Annotated in this window: 20 protein-coding genes and 1 pseudogene; 8 read left to right on the forward strand and 13 right to left on the reverse strand. The window is 61.9% G+C overall.

All coding sequences use genetic code 11. The features are described 5' to 3' along the window. The 3 genes from BCA01S_RS15720 (at position 1) to BCA01S_RS15730 (ending at position 4,241) form a co-directional block, all read left to right on the forward strand. Entirely contained in the window at positions 1 to 1,359 is a 1,359-nt protein-coding gene (locus BCA01S_RS15720; protein ID WP_027777725.1) for an MFS transporter, read from the forward strand. A gap of 60 nt (positions 1,360 to 1,419) precedes the next feature. Then, on the forward strand, positions 1,420 to 2,295 hold the full coding sequence (locus BCA01S_RS15725; RefSeq protein WP_027777726.1) for an MBL fold metallo-hydrolase: 876 nt from the start codon (positions 1,420 to 1,422) through the stop codon (positions 2,293 to 2,295). 428 nt (positions 2,296 to 2,723) lie between these two features. Further along, positions 2,724 to 4,241, forward strand: a complete 1,518-nt coding sequence (locus BCA01S_RS15730; RefSeq protein WP_027777727.1) for an MltF family protein — start codon at positions 2,724 to 2,726, stop codon at positions 4,239 to 4,241. A gap of 59 nt (positions 4,242 to 4,300) precedes the next feature. On the opposite strand, the pseudogene BCA01S_RS34905 reads toward BCA01S_RS15730, so the two are convergent. Then, positions 4,301 to 4,657: pseudogene (locus BCA01S_RS34905) on the reverse strand (ester cyclase); the annotation flags it as partial. Between the two features lie 357 nt (positions 4,658 to 5,014). On the opposite strand from BCA01S_RS34905, the gene BCA01S_RS15740 reads away from it, so the two are divergent. Next, entirely contained in the window at positions 5,015 to 6,220 is a 1,206-nt protein-coding gene (locus BCA01S_RS15740) for an NHL domain-containing protein (RefSeq protein WP_027777728.1), read from the forward strand. Between the two features lie 435 nt (positions 6,221 to 6,655). Here BCA01S_RS15740 and BCA01S_RS15745 read toward each other — a convergent pair whose 3' ends face one another. Together BCA01S_RS15745 and BCA01S_RS15750 are read right to left on the reverse strand one after the other, a co-directional pair. Beyond that, on the reverse strand, positions 6,656 to 7,528 hold the full coding sequence (locus BCA01S_RS15745; RefSeq protein ID WP_027777729.1) for an endonuclease/exonuclease/phosphatase family protein: 873 nt from the start codon (positions 7,526 to 7,528) through the stop codon (positions 6,656 to 6,658). A gap of 351 nt (positions 7,529 to 7,879) precedes the next feature. Then, the gene (locus BCA01S_RS15750; RefSeq protein ID WP_027777730.1) at positions 7,880 to 8,812 is read right to left on the reverse strand and encodes a LysR family transcriptional regulator; all 933 of its coding nucleotides are present in this window, start codon (positions 8,810 to 8,812) and stop codon (positions 7,880 to 7,882) included. A gap of 287 nt (positions 8,813 to 9,099) precedes the next feature. Here BCA01S_RS15750 and BCA01S_RS15755 point away from each other — a divergent pair, with 287 nt between their 5' ends. From BCA01S_RS15755 to BCA01S_RS15765, 3 genes are all read left to right on the forward strand, one after another. Next, a complete protein-coding gene (locus tag BCA01S_RS15755; protein WP_027777731.1) occupies positions 9,100 to 10,413 on the forward strand; it encodes a serine hydrolase domain-containing protein in 1,314 nt (437 codons plus the stop codon). 63 nt (positions 10,414 to 10,476) lie between these two features. Further along, positions 10,477 to 11,343 carry an NmrA family NAD(P)-binding protein gene (locus tag BCA01S_RS15760; RefSeq protein WP_027777732.1) on the forward strand — a complete coding sequence of 289 codons (867 nt, stop codon included), beginning with the start codon at positions 10,477 to 10,479 and terminating at the stop codon, positions 11,341 to 11,343. Positions 11,344 to 11,424: 81 nt separating this feature from the next. Continuing rightward, a complete protein-coding gene (locus BCA01S_RS15765) occupies positions 11,425 to 12,444 on the forward strand; it encodes an aldo/keto reductase (RefSeq protein ID WP_027777733.1) in 1,020 nt (339 codons plus the stop codon). A gap of 420 nt (positions 12,445 to 12,864) precedes the next feature. Here BCA01S_RS15765 and BCA01S_RS15770 read toward each other — a convergent pair whose 3' ends face one another. From BCA01S_RS15770 to BCA01S_RS15790, 5 genes are all read right to left on the reverse strand, one after another. Continuing rightward, entirely contained in the window at positions 12,865 to 13,872 is a 1,008-nt protein-coding gene (locus tag BCA01S_RS15770; protein WP_027777734.1) for a zinc-binding alcohol dehydrogenase family protein, read from the reverse strand. Positions 13,873 to 13,890: 18 nt separating this feature from the next. Further along, positions 13,891 to 14,940: an aldo/keto reductase gene (locus tag BCA01S_RS15775; RefSeq protein ID WP_042318699.1), complete on the reverse strand. Its 1,050-nt coding sequence runs from the start codon at positions 14,938 to 14,940 to the stop codon at positions 13,891 to 13,893. Positions 14,941 to 15,007: 67 nt separating this feature from the next. Continuing rightward, positions 15,008 to 15,955: an ABC transporter substrate-binding protein gene (locus BCA01S_RS15780; protein ID WP_020068425.1), complete on the reverse strand. Its 948-nt coding sequence runs from the start codon at positions 15,953 to 15,955 to the stop codon at positions 15,008 to 15,010. Positions 15,956 to 15,994: 39 nt separating this feature from the next. Next, positions 15,995 to 17,026 (reverse strand): ABC transporter permease, encoded by a 1,032-nt coding sequence (locus tag BCA01S_RS15785; RefSeq protein ID WP_020068426.1) that lies wholly within the window; start codon positions 17,024 to 17,026, stop codon positions 15,995 to 15,997. Continuing rightward, positions 17,019 to 18,566 (reverse strand): sugar ABC transporter ATP-binding protein, encoded by a 1,548-nt coding sequence (locus BCA01S_RS15790; protein WP_027777736.1) that lies wholly within the window; start codon positions 18,564 to 18,566, stop codon positions 17,019 to 17,021. The genes BCA01S_RS15785 and BCA01S_RS15790 overlap by 8 nt, the downstream gene beginning before the upstream one ends. Before the next feature lie 251 nt (positions 18,567 to 18,817). Between BCA01S_RS15790 and BCA01S_RS15795 the strand changes: the two genes are divergently transcribed. Beyond that, on the forward strand, positions 18,818 to 19,519 hold the full coding sequence (locus BCA01S_RS15795) for a FadR/GntR family transcriptional regulator (protein WP_027777737.1): 702 nt from the start codon (positions 18,818 to 18,820) through the stop codon (positions 19,517 to 19,519). A 167-nt stretch (positions 19,520 to 19,686) separates the two neighbouring features. Here the strand turns inward: BCA01S_RS15795 and BCA01S_RS15800 are convergent, their stop codons facing one another. The 5 genes from BCA01S_RS15800 to BCA01S_RS15820 all read right to left on the reverse strand — a co-directional run bounded on the left by BCA01S_RS15800 (position 19,687) and on the right by BCA01S_RS15820 (position 26,357). Further along, positions 19,687 to 21,951 (reverse strand): xanthine dehydrogenase family protein molybdopterin-binding subunit, encoded by a 2,265-nt coding sequence (locus BCA01S_RS15800; RefSeq protein WP_027777738.1) that lies wholly within the window; start codon positions 21,949 to 21,951, stop codon positions 19,687 to 19,689. After that, positions 21,948 to 22,460 carry a (2Fe-2S)-binding protein gene (locus BCA01S_RS15805; RefSeq protein ID WP_020068430.1) on the reverse strand — a complete coding sequence of 171 codons (513 nt, stop codon included), beginning with the start codon at positions 22,458 to 22,460 and terminating at the stop codon, positions 21,948 to 21,950. The genes BCA01S_RS15800 and BCA01S_RS15805 overlap by 4 nt, the downstream gene beginning before the upstream one ends. Then, complete coding sequence (locus BCA01S_RS15810) at positions 22,457 to 23,734, reverse strand: c-type cytochrome (RefSeq protein WP_027777739.1); 1,278 nt, start codon at positions 23,732 to 23,734, stop codon at positions 22,457 to 22,459. Before BCA01S_RS15810 ends, BCA01S_RS15805 begins: the two co-directional genes overlap by 4 nt. A 103-nt stretch (positions 23,735 to 23,837) precedes the next feature. After that, entirely contained in the window at positions 23,838 to 24,980 is a 1,143-nt protein-coding gene (locus BCA01S_RS15815; protein ID WP_027777740.1) for an alkene reductase, read from the reverse strand. A gap of 162 nt (positions 24,981 to 25,142) precedes the next feature. Beyond that, positions 25,143 to 26,357, reverse strand: a complete 1,215-nt coding sequence (locus BCA01S_RS15820; RefSeq protein WP_027777741.1) for an MFS transporter — start codon at positions 26,355 to 26,357, stop codon at positions 25,143 to 25,145. Positions 26,358 to 26,359: the final 2 nt, after the last annotated feature.

The raw sequence follows: 26,359 nt of genomic DNA on the forward strand, positions 1-26,359 counted from the left end.
ATGAACGTTCACCCTGTTTCAACCCAGCCCGCCGATGTCGTTGCACGTACCGGATCTTTCGATAGCGTGCGCCATCCCGTGTATGTCGTGCTGCTGTTCTTCGTCTGTTTCGCGTTTTCATATCTGGACCGCCAGGTCGTCAGCATTCTCGTACAGCCGATCAAGCAGTCGCTCGCGCTTACCGATACGCAGATCGGCCTGCTGCAAGGATTTTCATTCACGATGTGCTACGCAACGGCAGGGGTGTTCGTCGCGAGGCTCGTCGATCGCGGCAACCGCGTGAAACTGATCGCCGCGTGCATCGCGATCTGGGCGATTTCGACAATGGCGTGCGGCTTCGCGACCAACTTTACGGAATTGCTGCTTGCCCGCGCCGGAACGGCGGTTGCCGAGGCCGCCTTGAGTCCCGCGGCGCTGTCGATCTTCAGCGACATATTTGCGCCGCGCCGCGTCGCGCGCGCGAGTAGCGTGTTCATGCTCGGGCCATACGTAGGCGGTGGCGCCGCGCTGTTCGGCGGCGGTATGCTCTTGTCGGCGGCAGCTGCGGGCGACGGCAGTGCATGGCTCAGCGAGCACGGCTTTGCGCCGTGGCAAGCGGTGTTCGTTGCCGTGGGATTGCCCGGCATACTGCTGGCCGCGCTTGTCGCGTTCACGGTTCGCGAACCGGCGCGGCTCGAAACCAGCATGCGTGGCGCGCATGCGCAGAACGAGATGCCGTCGCTCCGCGACGTGCTCGCCGAACTGTTCGTGCGTAATCGCTTCTGCCTGCCTTACTTTGCGGCTTACGTCGCGCTGATCACGCTGTTCTACTCGCACGCCGCATGGTTCCCGACCTTGCTGATGCGCCACTTCCATCTCGCGCCGAAAGCCGTCGGACAGATGGCCGCACCTGCGTACATGGTCGGCGGTATGCTCGGCGTGGCATGCGCGGGAATGCTCGCGACGCGCGTCACCGACGACACCACCTTGCGCAAAGTGCTGGGCTTCTCCGCGTGCGCCGTTGCCTTGCTCGTGCCCGCCGCCATCGCGATGCCGCTCGTCGCGAGCAGCAGCCTTGCCATCGTGCTCTATGGCGTCAGCGCTTTTACCGCCAGCATCGCAATGGGACTTGCACCCGTGCCATTGCAAATCGCAGTGCCGAACCGCATGCGCGGCCGTTCGCTGGCGCTACTCGTCTTCATGACGAATGCGATCAGCGGTGGCGTGGGCCCGCTGTCGGTTGGCTATCTGAACGAACGGCTGGGGCACACGGGAACGAGTCTTGGAAGTGCACTGGCGCTGGTCGGTGGCGTGTCGGCGCTCGTCAGCGCGTTACTCTATGCAGTGGCGACCCGGCGCGTTCGCGCTGCGACGGCTTAGTGAAATGCGCACTGACACACATACAGAAACCTGCATTCGAACCGAAGAGAACGGATTGCCATGAAACCCGCCTCACAAGTCCATCACGTCGGCGCCGCGACCATCACGCGGGTCGATGAAACCGGCTTCGCGCTCGCGCCGAACCTGTTGTTCCCGGCGTGGAGCGATGAAGATGGTCGCGAGCTCGAGGAACGCTTCGCCACCGAAAGTCTGGATCTCACTAACGCGCGAGTGCCGTTGAAAACGCATCTGTGGGTCGTGGAAGTCGGCGGTGTGACGATGGTCGTCGATACGGGCATCGGCAATGGCAAATCTCGGCCGTTCAGCGCGCTCTTCGACAAGCTCGATAATCCCGTGTTTGAACGCTTCGAATCCGCCGGCTTCAGGCGCGAGGATATCGACTACGTGCTGCTCACGCATCTGCACGTCGATCACGTCGGCTGGAATACGCATTGGCAGGACGGCCGCTGGGCGCCGGTGTTTCCGAACGCGACCTACGTGTTCGGCGAGCGCGAATGCGACTTCTTCGCTACCCCGGAAGGCGCATCACGGCGGATGGTGTTCGACGACAGTGTCCTTCCGGTCATCGAGTCCGGTCAGGCGCGTGCCGTGCCGGATGCAGGTGCGGAGATTCTCGACGGCATCCGCTTCCTGCCGACTTTCGGCCATAGCATCGGTCACATGGCCATCGAGCTTCGTTCGCGTGGCGAGACAGCGCTCTTTTCCGGCGACGTGATGCACAGCGCGGTGCAAGTGCATCGGCCCGAATGGAATTCAATGTTCTGTCTCGATCAGCAGCAGGCCCGCGCTTCGCGCGAGCGTTTGCTCGCGCGTGCAGCGGACGTGGGCGCGACGGTGTTTGCCGCGCATTTTGCCGAGACATCGGCGGGGACCGTGCGGCGCGTCGAAAAGGGTTTTGAATGGCGCTATGCGTGAGGGCGGGGAAGTGAGCTTGCCTTGCGGTTCATCGGCGAGACAGCACGCACGAGTCCGCGCAGGACGCATCGCCCTCGGACTCGCGCCGCGCGCAAAGTATGGCGTCCCTTCCAATCACGGAATCTGTCATGCCGATCGCCTTGAAGCTGGCTACGCCGACGCAGAACTGATGAAGACCGACCACGAGCGATGAAGGCCAGCGCGAAGCCAGCAGAGAGCATGGGTATTGCCAGCAGCTTGAAACTACCGCCGCAATCACCGCTTTAAAGCCGCGATAAACCTTGAACCGTTTTCGCAGGCAACTATGCTTTAAAAGAGCCGGAGCGCAGTGCTGAAACGGCTTCCCGCTCGAATCGACCGCCCCGCAGGACGACGGTCAACATGGGCTAACGCTGACGCAGGGGCCCGGAACCGCAACGGTGTACATCATGCGTTCTGCTCGTTTCTGGACGGTGGCAGGCCTGTTTGCGCTGTGTGTGTGGAGTACGGTTTGCGCCGCAGCTGGACCGGCATCCACGGCTTCGGCTGCGTCGTCGCCGTCCGTGCCTTCCAAACCGGTGCCTGCGAGCCCGCCGCGCCGGATCGATCTGACAAACAAGCCCTGGCGCGGCGATTTCGACGCAATGCTCGAACGCCGCGTGATCCGCGTGCTCGTACCTTTTAGTCGTACGCTGTATTTCAATGACCGGGGGCGTGAACGCGGATTGAGCGCAGATTTCGTGCGCGATTTCGAACGGTACGTCAACAAGACCTACGCCGATCGCCTCGGCAAGCGCCCGATCACCGTGTTCATGATTCCGACGACGCGCGATCGGCTGCTGCCCAGCCTCAACAGCGGCATGGGCGATATCGCCGTTGGCAACCTGACCGTCACCGACGAGCGTTTGAAACAGGCCGACTTCGTCACGGCGCGCGCTCTCAAGCCAACGCGTGAGCTGGTACTGACGGGGCCGAAGTCGCCGGAATTGTCGAAGCTCGACGATCTAAGCGGAAAAACCGTTCACGTGCGCCGCTCCAGTAGCTACTACGAAAGTCTGAGTGCACTTAACGGCCGCTTGCAGAAAGCCGGTAAGCCCCCGATGCGGCTCGCGCTGCTGCCGGATGCGCTCGAGGACGAGGATGCGATGGAGATGCTGAACGTCGGTCTGCTTCAGATCCTGGTGGTGGACGACTGGAAAGCGCGGATGTGGGCGCAGATGCTGCCGCATGTGAAGGTGCACGACAACATGTCAGTGCGTGATGGAGGCTATGTGGGTTGGGCTATTCGCAAACAGAGCCCCAAGCTCAAGGCTGTAATCAGCGATTTTTACGACAATTTCATCACGAAGCAAAGCGTCGCTGAGGTTCGCCTCAAACAGTATATGCAAGGCATCAAGCAGATCCATAACAATGCTGAGAGTGCCGAACTCAGTCGCTTCAATCAGACGGTGGCCTTATTCGCGAAGTACGGCCAGCAATACGACTTCGATCCGCTCATGCTGGCGGCGCAGGGTTTTCAGGAGTCGCAGCTCGATCAGCAGGCCAAGAGCCGCGTGGGAGCCGTCGGCATCATGCAATTAATGCCGGCCACGGGTAAGGAACTCAATGTCGGGGACATCCGGATAGCGGAGTCGAACATTCATGCTGGCGCCAAGTATCTCGATCGACTCATGACACGTTACTTCCAGGGCGCGCACTTCTCCGCGGTGGATCGCCCGCTGTTCGCCTTCGCGAGCTATAACGCGGGGCCTGGAAGCATCGCGAAGATGCGCAAGGAGGCCGCGGCCCGCGGCCTCAACCCGGACGTCTGGTTCAACAACGTCGAGATCGTGGTGGCAGAGAAGATCGGCATCGAGACAACCACGTACGTGCGAAACATCTACAAGTACTACGCGTCGTATCGCCTGCTCATGGAAGCGCAGGCGCAGCGAAGCCGCGCAGGGCAGCAACTGGGCCGCCAACCTTGACGTTTGGTGAATGCCACGCGGTTTGCTTCGGGCGCGCGCGACGTGGTTGCATACGGTGATTACTTCGCGACGACGCCGAGTTGCTGCAGGAATGTCAGGTTGTCTTCGAGATGCCAGTTGTCCGTGATCTTGCCTTCGCGAATGCGGTAAATGTCCGTTGCGATGAAATCGACTGTTTGGCCTTTGCCCTGAGCGCCGTTGAAGGTGCCGGTGAAGTGACCGGTGAAATGCAGATGCGTCACGACGCGATCGCCGGCCACGATCATCTGCTCGACCGACGCCTTAATGTCGGGCACGGCCGCATGGAACGCTTTGGATGCTGCGAGCGGTCCGGCGATGCCTTGCGCACGGCCCGGCGGCAATGTGCGATCCGTGAAGTTCTCCGCAAGCGCGGCGCGGGCCTGCGCTTCGTCGCCACGGGAAAGCGCGGGACATGATTATTCTCCGGATGCGTAGGTGTGGTGAGAATCGGTTTTGAGTTGCTCGCTGTCACGGAGCGCTGCGAACCGAAGGCATTCTCTATTCAGCAGGGCTTTTTTGATAATTGGTCTAGGGCTTGATTGTTTTTCAATAGAAACTGAATAATGCTTCGCCCCAGAAGGCGCAAAAAGCATAGGTATCGGCATGCATCGGCGACGCGGGTGTCTATTCTTCAGACACTATGACCAACGCGTGTCAGGTCAACTCTCAGTGGTGGCAAGCGCATGGACCTCGCCATGAAGCAAATGCTTCCGTGAAAATCGTTTCAGCTGTTCACCTCAGGGAGGTCAGCGATGAAATGTTCCATTCGTGCAAGGCTTATCCAGTCTGCCTGGATCATGCTGCTCGCCGTACCTTATGCAGCATGGGCGCAATCTCAAACAATAGTCACGATCGCAGGCACTGGGGTGCAAGGGTACGCTGGCGACGGGGGGCAGGCTACATCGGCGCTCATCGCTCCAGAGGGTCTCTCTGTCGACCACCACGGCAACCTGTTTGTCGCCGAACCAGTGAATCATGTGATCCGGCGTATCGACCACGCCACGGGGATCATCACCACCTTCGCGGGCACCGGTCAAACGGCCTATAACGGCGATGGGTTGAAAGCAACAGCGACAAACCTCGGCTATCCACAAGGTGTCGCGGTCGGACCAGACGACGATGTGTATATCGCCGATTATGGGTCGACCAGCCGCATCTTGCGCGTCGATCATCACACGCTGACGATTCACACGGTTGTCGGAGGAAGCCAACGTGGGTTCTCAGGAGACGGAGGACCGGCAAGTGCTGCGTTGATCAACGCGACGGACATCGCCTTCGATCGCGACGGAAACCTCGTCATCAGCGATTCTGGCAACCAGCGCATTCGCCGCGTCGATCGACGCACCGGCATCATCGCGACAGTGGCGGGCGGTGGCGTAAATGGAGCAGGTCCGGCCAGCGGCCCTGCGGCAGCAGCCGGCTTCCTCTACTACATCACGACGGCGTTTAACCGGCGCAACGACATGTTCTTTGCCGACGCTGGTCTTAGCACCGTTCGCGAACTGGATAGACAGCGTCAAACATTTACGACAGTCGCGGGCGTCTATCCGGGGACGACAGGAGTAGCTTTTCAGGCGGGCTACAATGGTGATGGACAGCCTGCCACACAGGCGCTACTTAACTATCCCTCGCATATTGCGGCCGATTGCGCAGGAACCCTAACCATCAGCGATAGCGCCAATTCCCGCGTGCGGCAGGTAGACCGGGAGACGGGAACCATTGAGACTATCGCCGGCACGGGCACGGCGGGCTACTCGGGTGACGGAGGTCTCGCCATTCAGGCTATGATCATGCAGCCACGGGGCCTCGCGTTCGCGCGTGACGGTGCCCTGTATGTCGCCGATGGTTTTCGGATTCGCAAGATTGCCGGGCTATCGGGCCATCATCGCTGGGATTGCCGCGACAACCGTCGCTACGGTCTTGACCGCGACGGTCGTGACGGTGACGACAACCACTGAGGAATTGTGCTGTGCGAAGGCGCATCCAGACGCGCCCTCTGGCAGGCCGATTACCGGTCGAGTTCCCGGATGAGCAGCCGCAGTATCGCTGGGGAGACCTCACCGCAGATCCGAACGGGCAACGCATTCGAAGCCACCTCATCACGTGTACGATCAGCGTGCTAAGAGGAACACCTCTACGCACTGTACGGAGGCGCCCGACGCCAGTGCACAGTGCAAGGAACGCTGAACGCCGCAAGCTGGCGCGTGTTTGCGCTCCAGCTTGCGCCTGCGTGGGCTGCCAAACACGTCTGGCCCTTTCGCGCCTCTGACAAAGCGGTCATCTGGCTGCATACGAGATGCCCGGCGCGCGTCTTGCAAAGAGGTTGCCGCGGGGTTCGGCGCTTGTTGCCTGAGTGACGGTAGCCATGGCTTGCCCATATCCGTGTTCGTGGATCAGCGCAATTCGAGCCACAGCGGCTGATGATCGGACGAGCGGCTATTCTGGTCCACGCCACAATCCACGATGCGCGGCTTCAAATCCTCGGTGACAAAAACAAAATCGCACGCGAACGGTCCGTCGGACCATTGCTCGTGATCATATAGACCGACTGTCGCAGCCCGCCGGGCGCCGGGGTGCGCGCAGGTCCATGCGTCGGCGAAGGCGGGCGCGCCAGGAATCGGCTCCAGCATCCTGCAATAAGCAGAACTTTCGAAAGCGCTGTTGAAATCACCGCACACGATGGCAGTCATCGGACGTGCAGTGTCGGCGAACGGACTGTCCAATTTTTCCGCTTGCGCGGGACGGCGGGCATGGTCGCACGCTTCCTTATGCAATTCGTGCAGCCTCGTCACTTGCGCCAGCCGTTGTGCTTCGGAGTAGAACTCAAGATGAGTGCTGAAGACGCGCAGCGGGCCAATATCGGTTTCGATCACTGCTTCGAGAGCGACACGCAGCATCGACGGCTTGGCGGGGTCGGCCGGCCACGGGAGCGAATGACGCAGCACCTGCTTGACAGGCAGTCGGCTCACGATTGCATTGCCGAAATGGCGCCGCTGTCGTGCTGCCCCGACAGGCGGAAGATCGGAACCGATCGCATCGACCACAGTCGCGCCCGGCAGCAACACGGCGAGTTCGGCGAACTGATCGGCAGAGGGGCCGCCTGCCAATCCGCCCTGCGCCTGTCCCTCATGAAAGCCGCGCGTGACTTCCTGAAGGCACAGGATGTCGAAATCGCACAGCGCCTTTGCCTCGCGCACAATGCGGGCGAGGTCGACGCGGCCGTCTACACCGCGTCCCCACTGGATGTTCCAGTCGACGAGACGCATGACGTTCTCCTGAAGAAGCCTTGGTTCACAGTTTACCGCCGCGACGTCCGATGGATAAGCCGTGAATGCCCAGGAAACGACAACTGTTTGCCTGGTTGCGAGCGCGCCCTCCACATACACGTCAGGCTATTCCCGGCGACGCTGCACGTGACGCCATTCCAGCCGTCAAATCGGGCCGGCCGATGCTGACGTGCTTTCCAGACGGAGGTTTGAATGCAAGCAGAGGCGGATAGCGGCCGGCCGTCGGTCGCTGCCCGGCCAGAACTGGACGTTCGTAACCTGATCATGGCAGACCGCAACCCATACGTAACCGGCCATTCGATATTGCCTCGCCAGTTCGCCGAAACAGCACTAGCGCGCGCCGGCGCGCTCGTGATTGCCTGTCAGTTCCACCACGAAGTCAAGAAAAGCACGGGTCTTTGCCGGCACGTGGTGCCGAGATGCGTAGTAGACGTATAACGGATACCGTTCGTCTACCCATTCGGGAAAGAGATTGATCAACCGGCCGTCGGCAATCAGGGGCTCGGCACCGAGCAGCAACATCTGCGCAATTCCCGAACCGGCGAGACATGCGTTGAGCAGGGCACCCGGATCATTGACCGTGAGTCGTCCCTGAGTGTCGACCACAATGCGTCTTCGCTTGCGATGAAATTCCCACTGAAACGGCTTGCCTGTCTCCGGGTTGCGAAACTCAAGGCATCTGTGGCCTCGACCTTCTAAGTCCTCGGGTCTTGACGGCCGTCCCCAACGGGCAACATACGAGGGCGCTGCGACAGTCACGATGCGGGTGTCGAGCAGCTTTCTCGCGATCAGGGTAGACGCTTTGGGTTCGCCGAATCGCACGGCGAGGTCGAAGCCGTCCATGACGAGGTCGCCAAGACTGTCTCGCGCGATGAATTCGATTTCGAGTTCGGGGTGTGCGTCCATGAACGCATCGAGTTGTTGCCCGAGAATGGTCCGGTAGACGACAGGATCCAGATTGATTCTCAGCTTTCCACGCACAGCGGACGCGCCACCTGCCGCAGCGGCCGCGGCTTCCTCCAACCCGGCGAGATGGGGCATGACCTGCTCGTAAAAGCGACGGCCCTCTTCAGTCAGGGAGACGGAGCGCGTTGTCCGGCTGAAGAGCCGGATGTTCAATCTTTTTTCCAGCCGCGCAATCGCCCGACTGACGCCGGGCGGCGTCATTCCTATCACCTCCGAAGCGGCCACAAACGTTCCCGCATCCACTACGGCGGCGAACACGCTAATGCTGCCGGAAAGCTTCTCGCTACTGGATCTCATGGTTGCTCGAGTTAATACGTGTGGCAGAGCGCGATCGACCGCGTGAAAGCGAACGCTGCGCCGCGCAGCAGTGGACGTATCCGTTGATCATGCCAAATCGGTGACGCCTTGTCACTTATATGATGACATCCATGTCATTTTGTTTCGTTTGGTGCTTGGCCAGAATACGTCTCACCGAGACATCCGCTGGACGCCTCAACGGGAACCGCTCGCGGCGCGCGTTTTTCGCCCATCACTGAAGCACTGTAATGCCGCGATTCATTCATTCATTCGGGAAGAAACGGAAAATGGCAGTTCAAACAGATCGTCGTCGTCTTCTGAAGGGTGCATCGAGCCTGCTGGCTCTTGCGACACTTGGTGGCGTCGCAAGCCGCGACGCGCGGGCAGTATCGCAGCGCGCGAGTGGCGACGCCGCGCTGGCGCATCACCCGGCCTACAGTTCGATCGATCAATGCCTGCAGAGGGCGGTGGACGACGGCACGGTTGCCGCTGTTGTCGCCATGGGCGCAACCGACCGCGGACTGGTTTACGAGGGAGCATGTGGCCGGGCGAACGCCCGCACTGGCGAGGCCATTAGTCCCGACACAGTCTTCTGGCTCCTGTCGATGACAAAGGCGATTACCGCAACCGCGTGCATGCAGCTCATCGAGCAGGGCAGACTGCGGCTGGATCAACCTGCGGGCGAAATCCTGCCGCAATTGAAGTCGCCTCAAATCCTCGACGGATTCGACGTCTCCGGGCACCCCAAGCTGCGTCCTGCGCGCAATGCGATCACGGTGCGCCATCTCCTCACGCATACCTCCGGATTTACGTACAGCATCTGGAGCGACAAGCTCAGCCGGTACGAGACGGTGACGGGCATGCCGGACATCGGCTATTCGATGAACGGTGCATTCGCGGCGCCGCTCGAGTTCGAGCCGGGCGAGCGCTGGGAGTACGGCATCAGCATGGACTGGGTCGGCAAACTGATCGAGGCCGTGACCGATCAGTCGCTGGAAGTCTACTTCCGCGAGCACATCTTCGATCCGCTGGGCATGCGCAACACGGGCTTTCTCATCGGTAGCAAGCAGAAGCAGCGCGTCGCGACCATGCACAGGCGTCAGGCGGACGGCTCACTCGCGCCTGAGCCGTTCGAAACCAACCAGCGCCCCGAATTTTTCATGGGCGGAGGCGGACTGTTCAGCACGCCGCGCGACTACATGGCGTTCCTGCAGATGCTGTTGAACGGCGGCACGTATCGCGGCGAACGCGTGCTACGCGCCGACACCGTCGCGACGATGTTCCGCAATCACATTGGCGATCTGCAGGTCGCGGAAATGAGGACGGCGCAGCCGTCGTGGTCGAACAGCTTCGATCAGTTTCCGGGCACCGCGCACAAGTGGGGGCTGTCGTTCGACATCAATACAGAGCAAGGACCCCACGGGCGAAGCGCTGGCAGCGTGAGCTGGGCCGGGTTGTTGAACACCTACTTCTGGGTGGATCCGGTCAAGCGGGTCGCCGGATCGCTCTTTACACAGATGCTGCCCTTCTACGATGCGCGCGTCGTGAACCTATACGGACAGTTCGAGCAGGCGTTTTACGAGGGTTTGCGTCGCGCCTGAGCGATTGACCGTCGGCAAATCGACGCTGCGTCACCCGATATATCCACACATGGAGAACGAGCAATGTATGCAATCACAGGAATCACCGGCAAGGTGGGCGGCGCACTGGCCCGCGAACTGCTGGCTACTGGTCAGCCGGTGCGCGCAGTCGTGCGCGATGCGACGCGGGCAGAGGCGTGGGCAGAGCGAGGTTGCGAGATCGCGACGGCTTTCATGGAAGACCCTTCGTCGCTCGCCGCCGCGTTCGAAGGCGCGACGGGCGTTTTCATCCTGCCGCCTTCGGAGTTCGATCCGGAGCCCGGGTTTCCTGAAGCGCGCACAGTGATTGAGGCTGTGTCCGCAGCACTCCTGAAGGCGCGGCCCGACAAGGTCGTTTGCCTCTCGACGATCGGCGCACAGGCCGATGGGGTCAACCTGCTCACTCAACGCACGCTGATGGAGCAGGCGCTGCGCGAGATGCCGATGCCCGTGACGTTCCTGCGCCCTGGCTGGTTCATGGAGAACGCCGCGTGGGATGTTGCGTCTGCAAGCGACGATGGCGTCATTGCCAGTTACCTGCAACCGCTCGACAAGCCTGTGCCGATGGTCGCCACCGCGGACGTAGGCCGCGTTGCTGCCGAACTGCTTCAGCAGACGTGGCGCGGTGTGCGCGTCGTCGAGCTTGAGGGTCCACGCCGGGTGAGTCCTAACGATCTCGCAGCGGCTTTCGCCGGCGTGTTGCGTCGTCAGGTACGTGCGGAAGTTGTCGAAAGGCAGACGTGGGAAGCGCTGTTCCGCACGCAGGGCATGAGACATCCTATGCCCCGCATGCGCATGCTGGACGGCTTCAACGAAGGCTGGATCGATTTCGAAAGCAGTTCTGACGAAATCTTGCGCGGCCACGTCGAACTGGAGACCGTTCTGGGCGAGCTTGTGTCGCGTCGAACCTGACCAGAGCCGATGGCGCGACGAGCGGACTCCAGGTCTTACTCTACCGATGCATCAGGTTGTCGTTCAAACAAGGAATACACGATGGAATACAGCACGCTTGGCAGAACTGGTCTACGCGTCTCACGGCTGAGCTTGGGCGCAATGACTTTCGGTGCTGGCTCGGGCATCTGGGGCAATATTGCCGGCTTGAACAGCGATCAGGCCGCCCGGCTCGTGGCGATGGCCGTGGAAGGTGGCGTCAACCTGATCGACACGGCGGACGCCTATTCGCAAGGTCGCTCAGAAGAGGTCGTGGGCCATGTGCTGAAAGCGCTGGGGCTGGACGAAGATCGAATGCTCGTCGCGACCAAGGTTCGGCTACGCACCGGCCCTGGCCAGAACGAAGTGGGATTGGGCCGCTCACACATCATGCGCTCGGTCGAGACAAGCCTGAAGAGACTCGGTCGCGATCACATCGACCTGTTCCAGTTGCATGACCGTGACGCGCTTGTTCCGCTCGACGAGACGCTTCGTGTGCTGGACGACCTCGTCACCCAAGGCAAGGTCCGCCATATTGGCGTGTGCAATTTCAGTGCAGGCGATCTCGAGCGGACCGTCGGCATAACGTTGCGTACCGATCGGGCTCATGTCGTGAGCAATCAGGTGCACTATTCGCTGACGAGCCGCGATATCGAGCATGAACTCATGCCGGTTGCAGCGAAAAACAGAGTGGGCCTCTTGGTCTGGAGTCCGCTCGCAGGTGGCTACCTGAGCGGCAAGTACTCGCAGAATGGCGAAGCTGTCGGGCGGCGTGCCAAACTCGACTTTCCGCCGGTCGATACAGTCAGGGCGGAGCCGATTCTCGCAGTATTGCGTGAAGTCGCCGACGAACTAGGGGCCACGCCGGCTCAAGTCTCATTAGGCTGGTTGCTCGCGCGCGAGCAGATCACTTCTGTCATCGTCGGAGCCCGCACGTGCGAGCAACTCGCAGCTAATCTCGATGCACAGAATCTCGTATTAACCTCCGAACAGTGCGCGCGGCTCGATAAAGTATCTGAACCATCAGTGCCGTTCCCCTACTGGATGCAACGCTTCCATGACCGGGATCGCGTCTGCGGATGAGGGGCGGGCGTCCGGAGTGTTGTCCGCGCGAGGCGGTTGAATGGGGAAAGTCTGTGGCCATGTGCGGCAGCTCATCCTCGAATAGCCGCCGTTCGAAGTCTGCTACTGGAGGATCGGATTGGGGCGTACAGCGTCCCTCGTTCTAACTTTGCGCAGGTAAGCGCCGACGACGTGCGGCGTTGATTCGCGGCACGGCATCCAGTGCTTATCGGCTTGCTCGAACGACGTGCGCACCGCCGGCCTAGGTCGTATAAGCACGCCGGAGCGTCTCAAGCCATCCGCGCGCAGGCGTTGCGCCAGTCGTCCAATGGTATTAATTCGAACGGGACACATACCGTATTCTCGAACCACATTGAGATCGAGCGGCGTGCGATCTGAAAGAGCACGTCCGCCCGAGTCAAACAACGGCAGCGGACCCAGTCAGCACTCGACCAGCGCCTTCACGACAGTCCGCCCAGGCTCCATCAGCTTTGGAAACTCGGTAGGCACGTCGGCCAGGCTCATGCGGTGAGTATTGAGCGCCTTGTCGGGAATGCGGCCCGCACGCATCGCTTCAAGAACCGTTTCGAAGTCTTCCGCGGTCGCATTGCGGCTGCCGAGCAGGGTCGCTTCGCGCTTATGAAATTCCGGATCGGAAAACGTGATCTGGCCGGGCACGATCGAAATCAGCACGTACTTGCCGCCGTGTGCGATGAACTCGAAGCCGCGGTTCATTGCATTGACGTTGCCGGTTGCATCGAACACTACGTCGAAGAACTCGCCGTCCGTGAGCGCCGCAAGTTCTTCCACGTCGTTCGGACCGATCTGAACTGTCGAAACGGCAATGTGCTCGCGGCAGAACGCAAGACGATCCGCTCGTGTATCCAGGCACGAGACCCGTCCGCCGCGTAGGTTCGCAAACAGCATGGCCGCCATGCCGATCGGCCCCGCGCCTACGACGAGAACCCGCTGACCGGCCGACACGTCGGCGCGTCGGACCGCGTGAGCGCCGATCGCGAGAAACTCGAGCATCGCCGCCTGGTCCAGTGTGACGCCATCGGCCTTGTGCACGAACTGCGCGGGCACCGACAGGTATTCAGTCAACGCGCCGTCACGATGCACGCCGAGAACCTTGATGTTGACGCAGCAGTTGGTTTTCCCCTGCCTGCAGGCAATGCACTGTCCGCACGACAGGTAGGGCATCACATAGACGGCGTCGCCGGGCGCGACGTGCGCGCCGGGATCCGCCTCGGCGACGATGGCCGACAGTTCATGTCCCATCACCCGCGGGTATTGCAGGTAAGGCTGATTCCCCGAGTAGATGTGCATGTCCGTGCCGCAAATACCCACGCGGCTGACCCGCAGAAGTACTTCGCCGTCTGCGCGGCGAGGCGGTTCGCGGTCTTCGCGGCGCAGCACGCCAGGCGATTCACAAATGACGCTGAGCATTGGCATCCTTTATTGGGATTATCGATCGCCGGACGGCTGATCGGTTGTGAAGAAACGGCGGGCCTCGGGAACCGGAGCCGATCCGGCTATCAGCCCTTCGTGCTGCAAGGCCTGCCACAGCTCCGGCGTAACTGGCGTTTCAAGCCATGCGATGTTCTTTTGCAACTGCTCGATACTGCGCGCACCGACCACGCAGGACACGACGGCCGGGTGGGCCAACGGAAACTGGAGCGCCGCTGCGGCGAGCGGAACCTCGAACCTCGCGCAGGCGTCGGCAAGACGCGCGACTTTCCGTGCCACTTCGGGCGGCGCATCGGTGTAATTGAACTTACCGTTGCCCACGAGCACGCCGGAATTGAATACGCCGCCAGCGACGATCCGCACGCCGTTGCTCACACACTGGTCGAGTAATGGCGAGAGCGCCTCCTGTTCGAGCAGCGTATAGCGCCCCGCCAGCATGACGAGGTCGAGATCCGCTTCCTGCATCGAATCGACTGCGACCTGCCATTCGTTCACGCCGAGTCCGATCGCGGAAACGGCATGCGAGTCTCGTAGTTCCGCGAGAGCCCGAAACCCACCGCCACGTGTCAGTTGTTCCCAGTAGCGTGAGTGCGCGTCGCCGTGCGTTGCCGCGCCAATGTCGTGAACATAGAGGATGTCGATCGTCTGCATGCCGAGACGTTGCTGGCTGTCCTCGTACGAGCGCATGATGCCGTCGAACGTATAGTCGAAACGAGGCCGGAAGGGCAGAGGTTGCGCCCAGTTGTCATCGCCTGGCTGCACCGTGTCGTCGGGCCGCATGAGCCGCCCGACCTTGGTGCTCAGTACATAGCGTTCGCGCTGTCGCATCTGCAGCGACTGTCCGACTCGCCGTTCCGAAAGCGTATAGCCGTAGAACGGCGCGGTGTCGAAATAGCGGATACCGGCGTCCCACGCCCACTCGAGGAGCGCATTGGCCTCGGCGGTCGACATGGGCTTGTAGAGGCCGCCCAGTTGCGAGCAACCGAGGCCGAGTGTGGTCATCGCCAGCCCGCTTCGTGGCAGCGCGTGAGTTGCAAAAGCTTTCATGGAGGCGTGTCTGAATGGAGAAGATGCCGGCGAACGGCTTTTAAAAACCGCTGCGCCGGCCCGTTCGTCAATAGAGAACGTTCTTTGCTTCGGACGAGTCGAGGTTCTGTTTCTCGACCATCATGACGCCCGTGTCCACCTGCTTGGAAACGGGCTTGCGTTCAATGACGTTGACGAGGGTCTGGATGCCCTTGTAGCCCATCTGATAAGAGCTTTGAACCGCGATTGCCTGAATCGTGCCGTCACGAACGAAGCCTTGCAGGTCCTGGTTGCCGTCGAAGCCGATTGCAATGACCTTGCCGCCTTTTCCGGACTGCTGAAGAGCGCGGCCCATCCCCACGGCGGTCGGCTCGTTCGCGCCGAATATGCCCTTCAGGTCGGGATTGGCCGACAGCACGTCGGTCGTCTGATTCAGGGCATTCGCCATCTGCGACTGCGAGTAGAACGGACCCACCAGTTGCAGCTTCGAATGCGCCGCGATGTACTTGCGGAAGCCGCCGACACGGCCGACTTCCGAGCCTGCCCCCGGCACGTACGACATGACCGCGACCTTGCCGGTCTGCCCAACCCGGTCGATCATGGCCTTCGCACAGAGTTCGCCGGCTTTCACGTTGTCGGTTGAGAGGAACGACTGGTAGTACTGCTTGCCGGCATCGGACACCGTCGAGTCGATCAGCACGACAGGGATATGGGCTTCCCACGCTTTCTTCATGGCGGGAACGAGCGCATCGGGGTCGGACGGCGCCAGCACGATGCCAGCGACATGCCGGTTCACGGCATTCTCGACCATGTTGACTTCGTCGGCGATGGCCGATTCGGCTGCCGGGCCCTGGAAGGTCATCGTGTAGCCCTTCGCATCGGCCATCGCGGCGGTCGCGCCTTTCTGCACGTTCTGCCAGTAGTTGGAGTTGGCCGTCTTCACGATTACTGCAATTTCGCCGCCTGCCGCCTGCGCATACGCGCTGAACATTGCACACATTGCTGCGGCCGCAGCCAGCACGGATACCTTTTTCATGTCTCGCTCCTTGATTGTGGTCTGGACTTCGTCTTCTGATTACAACTTCCGGTTTCGGAGTTGGTCGATCCATACGGTGCCGAGAATCACGACACCGATGATGATCTGCTGGATAAAGCTCGATACACCGTTCATGTTGAGGCCGTTGCGCAGCACTCCGATTACGAATGCGCCGATGGCGGTGCCGGAGATCGTGCCGACGCCGCCCATCAATGACGTGCCGCCGATCACCGCGCTTGCAATGGCGTCGAGTTCGTACATCACGCCTTCGTTCGGCTGGGCGGTGACGAGGCGCGACATCAGCACGCAACCGGTAGCGCCGGCCAGCAATCCGGACAGCACATAGGTGAAGAGCTTGACGCCCTGCACGTTGACGCCGGAAAGCCGCGCGGCTTCTGCGTTCGACCCGACCGCGTAGATGTGACGGCCGAGCGAGGTTCGCGACAGCAGAACAGAAACCGCCACGAATAGAATCACCATGATGACGACGGGATAGGGAATGCCTGGGAAGACCGTGTCGGGAAAGCCGTCAGCGCCGATATGAGAGACCTTGAAGAGCGCGCCGTTGCCCAGTTCGCCAAAGGCGTCGCCGAGCCCGGAGACGGGTCTTGCGCCCGTGATCTGCAGCGCGAGACCGCGAGCGACGAGCATCATGCCGAGGGTTGCGATGAACGGAGGCAGCCCCATGCGCGTAACGCAGATGCCGTTGACCCATCCGCAGGCGGCACCGACGAGCATGCCGCCCGCCATCGCGACGGGTACCGGTACGCCGGCCTTGACGAGCAGGGCGGCAGCGACACCCGCCAGCGCCAGCACCGATCCGACCGACAGGTCGATGCCGCCGGTGATGATGACGCACGTTGCGGCCACGCCGAGATACGCAATGGACGTGACCTGTAGCGCCACGGTCATCAGGTTGCCGACAGAGAAAAATGCAGCGCTGGTGAGCGAAAATGCGACGATCAGTACTACGAGGCTACCCAACGCGGCGAACTTCTGTATCAGATCGCGGCGGCGCTGTCGTGCCTGTTTGTCCAGGGCCTGCGTGCGGCCCGATGTGATTTCAAGCATGACTTCTCCCGGATGCGTAGTGCAAGATCTCCTCCTGACTGGTCTGTCTGGTCTCGAGTACTGCGGTAATGAGTCCCTCGTGAAACACGGCGATGCGATCGGTCATGCCGAGCAGTTCGGGCAACTCGGAACTGATCAGGACAACGCCGACTCCGTCCGCGGCCAGCCGGTCCATCAGCTTGTAAATGGCGTACTTCGCGCCGACGTCGATGCCTCGGGTCGGCTCATCGAAAAAGAGGATGCGCGAGCCGCGGTACAACCATTTGCTGATAACGATCTTCTGCTGGTTGCCGCCAGAAAGATTCCTTGCGATCTGCTTCACCGTCGGTGTACGGATCGCAAGTTCGCGAACGTAGCGCTCCGCAATAGCCGTCTCTTCCGAAAAACGCAGGAAGCCACGCGACGATATAGCGCGGACGTTGGCCAGCGTGATGTTTGCGGCCACCGGCATCGACAGTGCAAGGCCGTCTTTCTTCCGGTCCTCCGACAGGTAGGCGATCCCGTGGCGGATAGCCTCACGCGGCGAGCGGATCGCCACGGGCGTGTCACCCAGCTGGATCGAGCCGGAGTCGAGCCGCTCCGCGCCGAAGATCGCACGGGCGACTTCGGTGCGCCCCGCGCCCATCAGGCCCGCGAAACCAAGAATCTCGCCCTTGCGCAGGTCGAACGAGAGCGGGCCGAACGTGTCGGTCCGCTGCAGATCGCGCACCCGCATCAGGACCTGTTCCGTCGGGACCGACTCGCGCGGCGGATAGGCGTCGTCGAGCGCGCGTCCCACCATCCGGGCCACGATTTCGTTAATGGTGGTCGATGCGAAATCGCTCGTTGCGATATGGCGGCCATCGCGCAACACGGTGACGCGGTCCACGATCTCCGCCATCTCGTCGAGCCGATGCGAGATGTAAAGAATCGCTACGCCGTCGGCGCGCAGTTCGCGGATGATGCGAAAGAGTTGAACTGTTTCCGATTCGGTCAGCGATGACGTGGGCTCGTCCATGATGAGCACACGTGCATCCAGTGATAGCGCCTTTGCAATCTCCACCATCTGCTGCTGCGCAATCGAGAGGGCGCCGACCAATGTGGTTGGCGACACGTTCAGCCCGATGCGCTGCAGGCAGCGCTGCGCGTTGGCGTTCAGCGTGCGGTAGTCGACGAACGGGCCGCGCTTGGGTTCGCGCGCAAGGTAGATGTTCTCCGCGACCGACAGGTGCGGCACCAGGTTCAACTCCTGGTGGATGATCGCAATACCTGCGGCCTGGGCGTCCGAAGTGGAGGCGAACTGCACCGGCTTGCCCTCGTAGCAAATGACGCCTTCGTCCGCGTGATATTGGCCGCTGATGATTTTCATCAGCGTCGATTTGCCCGCGCCGTTCTCTCCGCAGACGGCGTGTACCTCTCCGGAGCGCAGATCGAGATCGATGCCATCGAGCGCCACGACACCGGGGAATCGCTTGCTTACACCCTTGAGTTGCAGGATTTCCCGAGGTGCCGGCACATCGGGCGGACGGCCCGGCCTCCGCTGCGTGGTCGCTTCTGTCAATCCCGTCTCCAATATGTTCAGGACTTCACCGTTCGACCCGTCGAAAGCCAAGCTAGCGGTCAGTCCAATTTGGGCAGATTAAAACGCACAAACGGTTGTTTGGTCAAGCCAATGTAGAATTTCATAACTGTTCATTCCAGTAGGGAAAACCCCGGCGGCGACTCTATCTGCTGGCCCGCCGAGGCCATCAGGCCCCATGCTAGACTTTGCTGCGGTCCGTTTCGCGGCTCGTCGACAGGACATTTTGAACAATGAAGCAAACTGAACCAAAGCGGCTTTACCAATCTGTTGCCGCGCAGATCCTTTCTCTCATTCGAAAGGACGAACTGGCGCCCGGCGCACGTCTTCCGCCTGAGCGCGAGCTCGCCAATACGCTGGGTGTCTCACGCCCTTCATTGCGCGAAGCATTGATTGCGCTCGAAATCGGCGGCCAGATCGAGATACGGATGGGGTCGGGGGTGTACGTGCGCGCTCCGGACGCGGGCGGTGACAACGCGGTGCCGGCTCTGGGCGAAAGTCCGTCCGAACTGATGCAAGCGAGAGCGGCGATAGAAGGGACAGTGATCGTACTGGCCGCCGGCAAGCTTTCGGCGGCCACACTCGACAGGCTGCGGCGCACGGTCGAGCGAATGAAACGCCTCGCATCTGCCGGGAAGTCGCCGGTCGATGCGGACCGGCAATTTCATATGCTGATCGCTGAGACGGCGGGCAATTCAGTGCTGAGTCGCTTCGTTGCCGAAATGTTCGATAGCCGCCACGACCCGATCGCTGCGGCAATTCGTGACCACTCGGAAAGCACCGAAACGTGGTCGGTCGCGGTAAGGGAGCACGAGGAAATCCTGAAAGCGCTGCAGTCGGGAGATCCGATCGCGGCGCAGACGGCGATGCGGACGCACCTCAAAGCGTCGGAGGAACGCTGGATAGCAGGTGCATTGCGGCAGGAAGACGTTTGAGTCTCCAGCCGGCGCATCTTCGCCTTAAGCGTCTTTCCGTGAACTAGCCGGCGGTCACGTTCAGCAGCGGAGCCGCCGGTCGTTCAGCAGATAACGTGCGGTGCGTCAGGCAAGCGCGTCGGCCGCTGCACCATCCAGCGCGCAACGCCGCGCCGGTGGTGAATGTTCTAGGCGTCGATCTGCCGACGCAAACTCTCTCCGGCCAACGGCATGTCGCGCAGCCGCTTGCCGGTAGCATCGAATAACGCATTGGCGATCGCGCCCGCGGTCGGACCCATCGATGCTTCTGCCGCGCCGAGAAACGGCGCGCCCGGCCTGTCGATCAAATGCACGTTGACGCTGTGCGGCGCCGCCGAGTACCGCAGAATGGGGTAGCTGCTCCAGTCGAAACTGCGAATTCTCGATGTATCGAACTGCAGCTCCTCGTAAAGTGTCCAGCTTGCCGATTGAATGACGCCGCCTTCGATCTGGTTGCGTATGCCGTCCGGATTCACGATCTGGCCCGAGTCCACGGCCACTTCCGCATGTTCGAGCCTGACCTGGCCGGTCTCGGGCACGACCGACACCTCGACGGCGATCGCGACATACGCCATCAGATTTTTATACTTCCCGAACGCAAAGCCCACGCCGTGATTACGCTTGCGTGGCGGTCTGGGCCAGCCGAATCGACGCGCGGCTAGCTCGATCACGTCGCGGGCGCGCGGATCTTGCATGTGCTTGAGCCGGAACGCCACCGGATCGGCGCCAGCGGCCGCGGCGAGTTCGTCCATGGTGGCTTCGATCGAGAAGACATTCATGTGCGCGCCCAGCGAACGCATGGCCGACGTGTGCAGCGGCATGGTCGGCGAGAAGTTGTTCATCACATGCATGTTGGGGAATGCGTAGAGCGGAATCGCATTGCGGTCGCCGCCGCCTTCCGGTTGCACCATCGGCACCGACGGCGCAGGCGCGAACGGCTTTTCCAGCATCTGCGCGGGAATGAGCCGCCCCGCGTTGACGATGCGTTCATTGTGGGAACTGCTCCACAGCGAATAATTCCAGTCGACCATAGTGCCGCCCGCATCGAGCGACGCGCTGACCTCCGTGACCATTGCAGGCGTGAAGTGATCCCACGTGTGTTCCTGCTCGCGCATCCACTGCACGCGCACGGGTGCGCCGTCCATCTCGCGTGCGATCAACGCCGCGTGCGCGGCCACGTCGTCGGCGCCGTTATGGCCGTAGCAGCCGGACCCCTCGACATGGACGCAGCGAATCTTCTCCTTTGGCATCGACAGCATTTCGGCGAGCCCGTCGCGCAGCGGATAGACGCCTTGCGAATGCGTCCAGACGGTCATCGTGCTGTCCTTGTAGAGCGCCACCGCGCAGGACGGTCCGATCGAGCCGTGCATCATGTAGCGCTTGCTGTACCTCGCGCTCAATGTCCTGGCCGGCGTTCCGGCCGGCGTATGAACGTTGGCGATCTCGATGTGTTCAGTTGAAATCTGCTTCAGGTCGCGATGCACCGTGGACGGATCGGGCAAGCTGCGCCCGGCAGTCCATCTGGAGCCCGCCGACAGCGCGCGCTGTGCTTGCACGGCCTGCCATTCACCTTTCGCAACCACGGCGAGCAGGCTGCCGTTGCGGACCACCCTGACCACTCCCGGCATCTTCAGAATCTCGGGCGCGTTGGTCTCCAGCAGTTTCGCCTCATAGACGGGCGGCATGACGACGCGTGCGTGCAGCATGCCGGGCATCGTCATGTCTTGCACATAGCTTGGCAGGCCGGTGACCTTCGCGGGAATATCCAGCCGCTGCAGCGAGGTGCCGATGACGTCGAACTTTGCCGGGTCCTTCAGCGGTGAAGTCGGCGTGGCCACCCGATGCAGATCCACAAGACGGACCGCTTCACCGTACGTCATGGCGCGGCCGTCCGGTGCCTTGATCACTGCGTTGCGAGCGATCAGTTCGCCGCTCTGCACGCCGAAGTGCGTCGCTGCCGCGTCGACCAGCAGACCACGCACCTGGGCTGCGGCGTTCAACAGTGCGCTGCCGCTGTCGGCAATCGTGTGGCTGCCGGCGGTGAGACCTTCGTCCGGCGACGCGCCGGTATCGGCTGTCAGAAACGTGATCAGCGAAGGTGCCATGTCCAGTTCTTCCGCCGCGACCTGCAACAGCGCGGTGCGAACGCCGGTGCCGAGTTCGACCTTGCCGGTATGGACGGTTACCTTGCCCGCCGCGTCGATCCTGATCCAGGCGTCGAGATACGGGTTGGTTTTCAGGCTGCCTGCGAGCGCTTGCGTTGCCTTGCCGATATGTACGGCGGCGCCTTCGTCGGCAATCACTTCCTGCGCCATTGCCTTGACGCCCGGCAACATGCTGAAGGTCACCATCAGCGCGCCGGACATCATGAAGCGGCGGCGCGTTTCATCGATCTTTTCGTCGTTGCCGCTCATTGCGCGCCTCCGCGGCTTGCCGTGTGTAACGGTTCGTTTGTGAGCGTGCCGCCGGCGGGCAGATGCGCAACCTCGCGAATCGCGGCGAGAATTCGCAGATGCGTGCCGCAACGGCAAAGGTTAGGCTCCATGTGTTCCAGCATTTCGCGCTCGGTCGGCCGCGGGTTGCGATCGAGCAGAGCCTGCGCGCGCATGATCATGCCGGCGATGCAGTAGCCGCACTGCGCCGCCTGATGATCGATGAACGACTTCTGCAACGCTCCGGGGTGCTCGACGGTGCCGAGGCTCTCGATGGTGCGAACCGGCCGCGCGCCGATCGACGAGACCGGAATCAGGCACGAAAACACGGCCTGATCGCCCACGATAACCGTGCAGGCTCCGCATTGTCCGAGCCCGCAGCCGAACTTTGCGCCATGCAGATGCAGGTCGTTACGCAGCGCATACAGCAACGGGGTGGACGGATCGATATCGAGCGAGTGCTGCACGCCATTGACGGTTAGGGTGATCATCGCGCGTCGTTCTCCTTTCTGACTTTAGCTACCGACTCTTCGACGTCGCCCCACGGGCCGCGCTGCGAGTAGGTCGCGCGAATGTACGACGCCAGGTCGGCGACCTGCCTGTTGTTGTAAATCTGTGCGAAGGCGGGCATGTAGTTGAGCGCATCTTCGCCATGCCAGTTGATGCCGCCAAGGATCATCTGGATCGCGTTGCGCGGCGTCGAGGCATTGACGGCCGTGCTGAGCGCGAGAGTCGGGCGCTCCCCGATGGATTGCATCGGCGCTTGGGGACCATGGCATTGCGCGCACGACGCGGCGAACAGCACGGCGCCCCTTTGCGCTTCTGCTGGAAGCGACGTGCTGGCCACCGGCCTTGCATCGGCTGGTCGCGGCTTCTGGATGGACAGGATGTAGGTGGCGATGGCCTGCACATCCTGCTCCGGCACGGTGGCCAGATCGCGCGTGACGGGCAGCATCGGCCCGGCTGCGGCGCCATGCTCGCTGGCCCGGCCGGTGCGCAGGTAGGTGACCAGTTGCGCCTGCGTCCAGGGCTTGGGCGCAGCATCCAGAGCATTGAGCGCGGGTGCTTCCCATCCGTCCACGATGCCGCCGTCGAACGCGTGGCCCGACTTTTCTCCGCCGATGGGATTGAGCGGGGAGTGACACGACGCGCAGTGACCCAGGCCATCGACGAGGAGCTTGCCGCGATTCCACTGCGCATCTTTGGTTGCGTCCGCCGCTTCGGGGCCGGGGCGCAGGAACAAGATGTTCCAGAAAGCGAGCAGAGGCCTGAAGTTCAGCGGAAAGATCAACTCGTTGGCGGGCGCGTTTGCGTTCACCGGTTCGCGCGTCATCAGATACGCGTAGGCGGCCGAAATATCCCCATCCGACATGCGGGTGAAGTGAATATAAGGAAACGCGGGATAAAGCAGGTGCCCGTCACGGGCGACGCCGTGGCGCATCGCGCGCGTGAACGCTTCGAGAGACCAGTTGCCGATACCAGTGTCGACGTCGGGCGTAATGTTCGTCGAGTAGATCGTGCCGAAGGGCGTCGCGAGCGGCAGACCGCCTGCGAACGGCTGACCGCCCTTGGCAGTGTGGCAGACGATGCAATCGCCTAGTGCCACCACGCGCGCGCCGGCGAGCTTCGTCTGCGCGTCGAACGATGCGACTGGCGGCGCACCGACGGGCGCGATGGCCGGCTTCCACATCAAAGCCGCAGCGATAGCCAGCACGGCCACGACGGCCCCGCCGGTTCCCCACAGCAATCTGGGTCCTGGAGTCATTCACACGCCCTTTTCAAATGGATTGATTGCAAACTTCGGATGCCTTAGCGCATGCCCTGATAGATGCCTGCGCGCAGGTTGCGCCCACGTTGCCGCTGCGCTGTCAGGCTTCAGCGGCGCCTGGTCGCACGCCGTGGCTGGCGCTGCTGCCGAACGGATAGTCGATATAGCCGCTCTCGCCGCCGCCATACCACCCGGCCGATTTCGGCGTCGCGAGCGGCGTTGCCGTTGCAATCCGCGCGACGAGGTCCGGGTTCGCAATGTAGGCGCGGCCGAACGCGACGAGATCGGCGTCGCCAGCGCGGATCAACGCGTCGGCCCGGTCGATGTTAATGCCGCCGTTGACCATCAACGTGCCGTCGAAAACCTTGCGGGTGCGTTCGATAATGCGCGGCAAGTCCGGTGCGCCGCTCCAGCCGTTCGTATCAGCCGCATGCACATACGCGACGCCGAACTCGCCGAGCATCGCGCCGACGTAGTCGTAGGTGCCGTCGGGGTTCGTGTCGCGAACGTTGTTGTAATGCGCGTACGGCGAGATACGCACGCCGACCTTGTTCAGCGGAATCGCCGTGCCGATTTCCGTCAGTACATCGCGCAGGAAATTGGCCCGCTTTGCAATCGACCCGCCGTAGCGGTCGTCGCGGGTGTTCGTTGTGGACGAGAGGAACTGGTGCGGCAAATAACCATTTGCTGCATGTACTTCCACACCGTCGAATCCCGCGGCGATCGCGTTGACCGCGCCTTGCCTGAACGCATCGATCGCGAATCTGACTTCCTGCAGCGACATCGCACGCGACGGCGTTGCATGAATGCGCGTGTAGTGGCCGTTCTGCAATTGCCCCCACACCTGCAAGTGTTCCAGGTCGTCATTCACGCCGGAGGGTGACAGCGGCACGTCGCCTTCAAGCAGTGTGAATGAACTGACGCGCCCGCCGTGCCAGAGCTGCATGATGATGCGGCCGCCGGCGGCATGCACGCGGCTCGTGACCATGCGCCAGCCGTCGATCTGCTCAGCGGTCATGATGCCCGGCGTGAGTTCGAATGCAGCCGATGCGGGACTGACATTCGTCGCTTCGGTAATGATCAGTCCGGCCGACGCGCGCTGCGCATAGTATTGCGCCATCATTTCGTTTGGCAGCCCACGCACGGGTGCGCGCGAACGCGTCATGGGCGCCATGACCACGCGATTAGGCAGACTCAGGCCATTCAGGTCGTAGCTGTTCAGCAGGGACGATTGGGAAGACATGTTCTATTCCTTTTGCACGATCGGGCGTTGCTAAGACGCGGCACTGCACGCAGTAGCGTATTCGCAGTGCCGCGCTTATTCCTGAAATCGCGCTGAATTTTTGTTAAGCCGGTCGGCTTGTGCGCTCGACCCGGCGGCAACTCGCATCTCTGCAAGATCGGCTTATGCGTTGCGTGCGGCGTGCGGCCGTCCGATGACGAGGTAATGAATCAATGCGACGACCGGGAAGGCCGTGGCCACTGCCGCGACCAGCGGCCAGCCGCCGTGCTGATACAGCGGGCTTGCGAGTGCGGAACCGGAAGCGCCGCCGACGAAGATGCTCGTCATATACAGCGCGTTCAGCCGGTTCCTGCTCGCTGCGTGTAACGCGTAGATCTCGCGTTGACCCAAGACCATGTTCATCTGCACGGCGAAGTCCAGAATGATTCCCGTCGCGACGAGGCCGAACACGCCCCAAGCCGGATGGATCAAGGCCGGTGTATAGGCAAGCGCGCCCACCACGAGTGCGATCAACGTGGCGCGGACTGTGTGACCGGCGTCGGCAAGGCGTCCTGCGACCGGTGCGGACGTCGCGCCGATTGCGCCGACTAGCGCGAAGATGCCGATTGCCGTTTGCGACAGCCCGAAGTGCCGCGTCAACTCGACGGGAATCGCGGTCCAGAACAGGCTGAACGAAGCAAACATCAGCCCTTGATACAACGAACGGTGACGCAGAATGGGCATGGTTCGCAGCAGATGCGCAAGCGAGCCGATCAGCTCGAAGTAGGTAGCCTTATGTTCCGGCTGGCGGCGCGGAATGGTCAGTGCAAGCACGCTCGTCACCAGTGCCATGAGGACGGCGGCGGAGCCGAACACCGCGCGCCAGCCGAAATGACCGGCGATGACGCTGGAGATCGGGCGCGACAGCAGGATGCCGAGCAGCAGGCCGCTCATGATCGTGCCGACTACCTTGCCGCGCGATTCGTCGGGCGCAAGATGGGCGGCAAGCGGAATGAGGATCTGCACGGCTACGGAACTGAAGCCGACCAGCAGCGAGATACCGAGGAACCAGCCCGGCTGATGCGCGAACGCCGCAGCGCTCAGACTCGCGATGGACACGAGCGCGGTCGTAATCATCAGCTTGCGGTTCTCGAGCAGATCCCCGAGCGGCACGAGAAAGAACAGCCCGAGCGCATAGCCGATCTGGGTCAACGACACGATCAGACTCGCCGTATTGGAGGACATGTGAATGTCCGGGGCGATCAGCTCGGTGATCGGCTGCGCGTAATAGAGGTTGGCGACGATTGCGCCGCAGCAGAATGCGAACAGCGCGATCAGCGATTGCGTTAATTTGACGGTACTCGTGCCGGGAGTGGCAACAGATGCCTCGGTTGACATGA

This window comes from Paraburkholderia caledonica NBRC 102488, from assembly GCF_000685095.1.
GTDB lineage: Bacteria > Pseudomonadota > Gammaproteobacteria > Burkholderiales > Burkholderiaceae > Paraburkholderia > Paraburkholderia caledonica.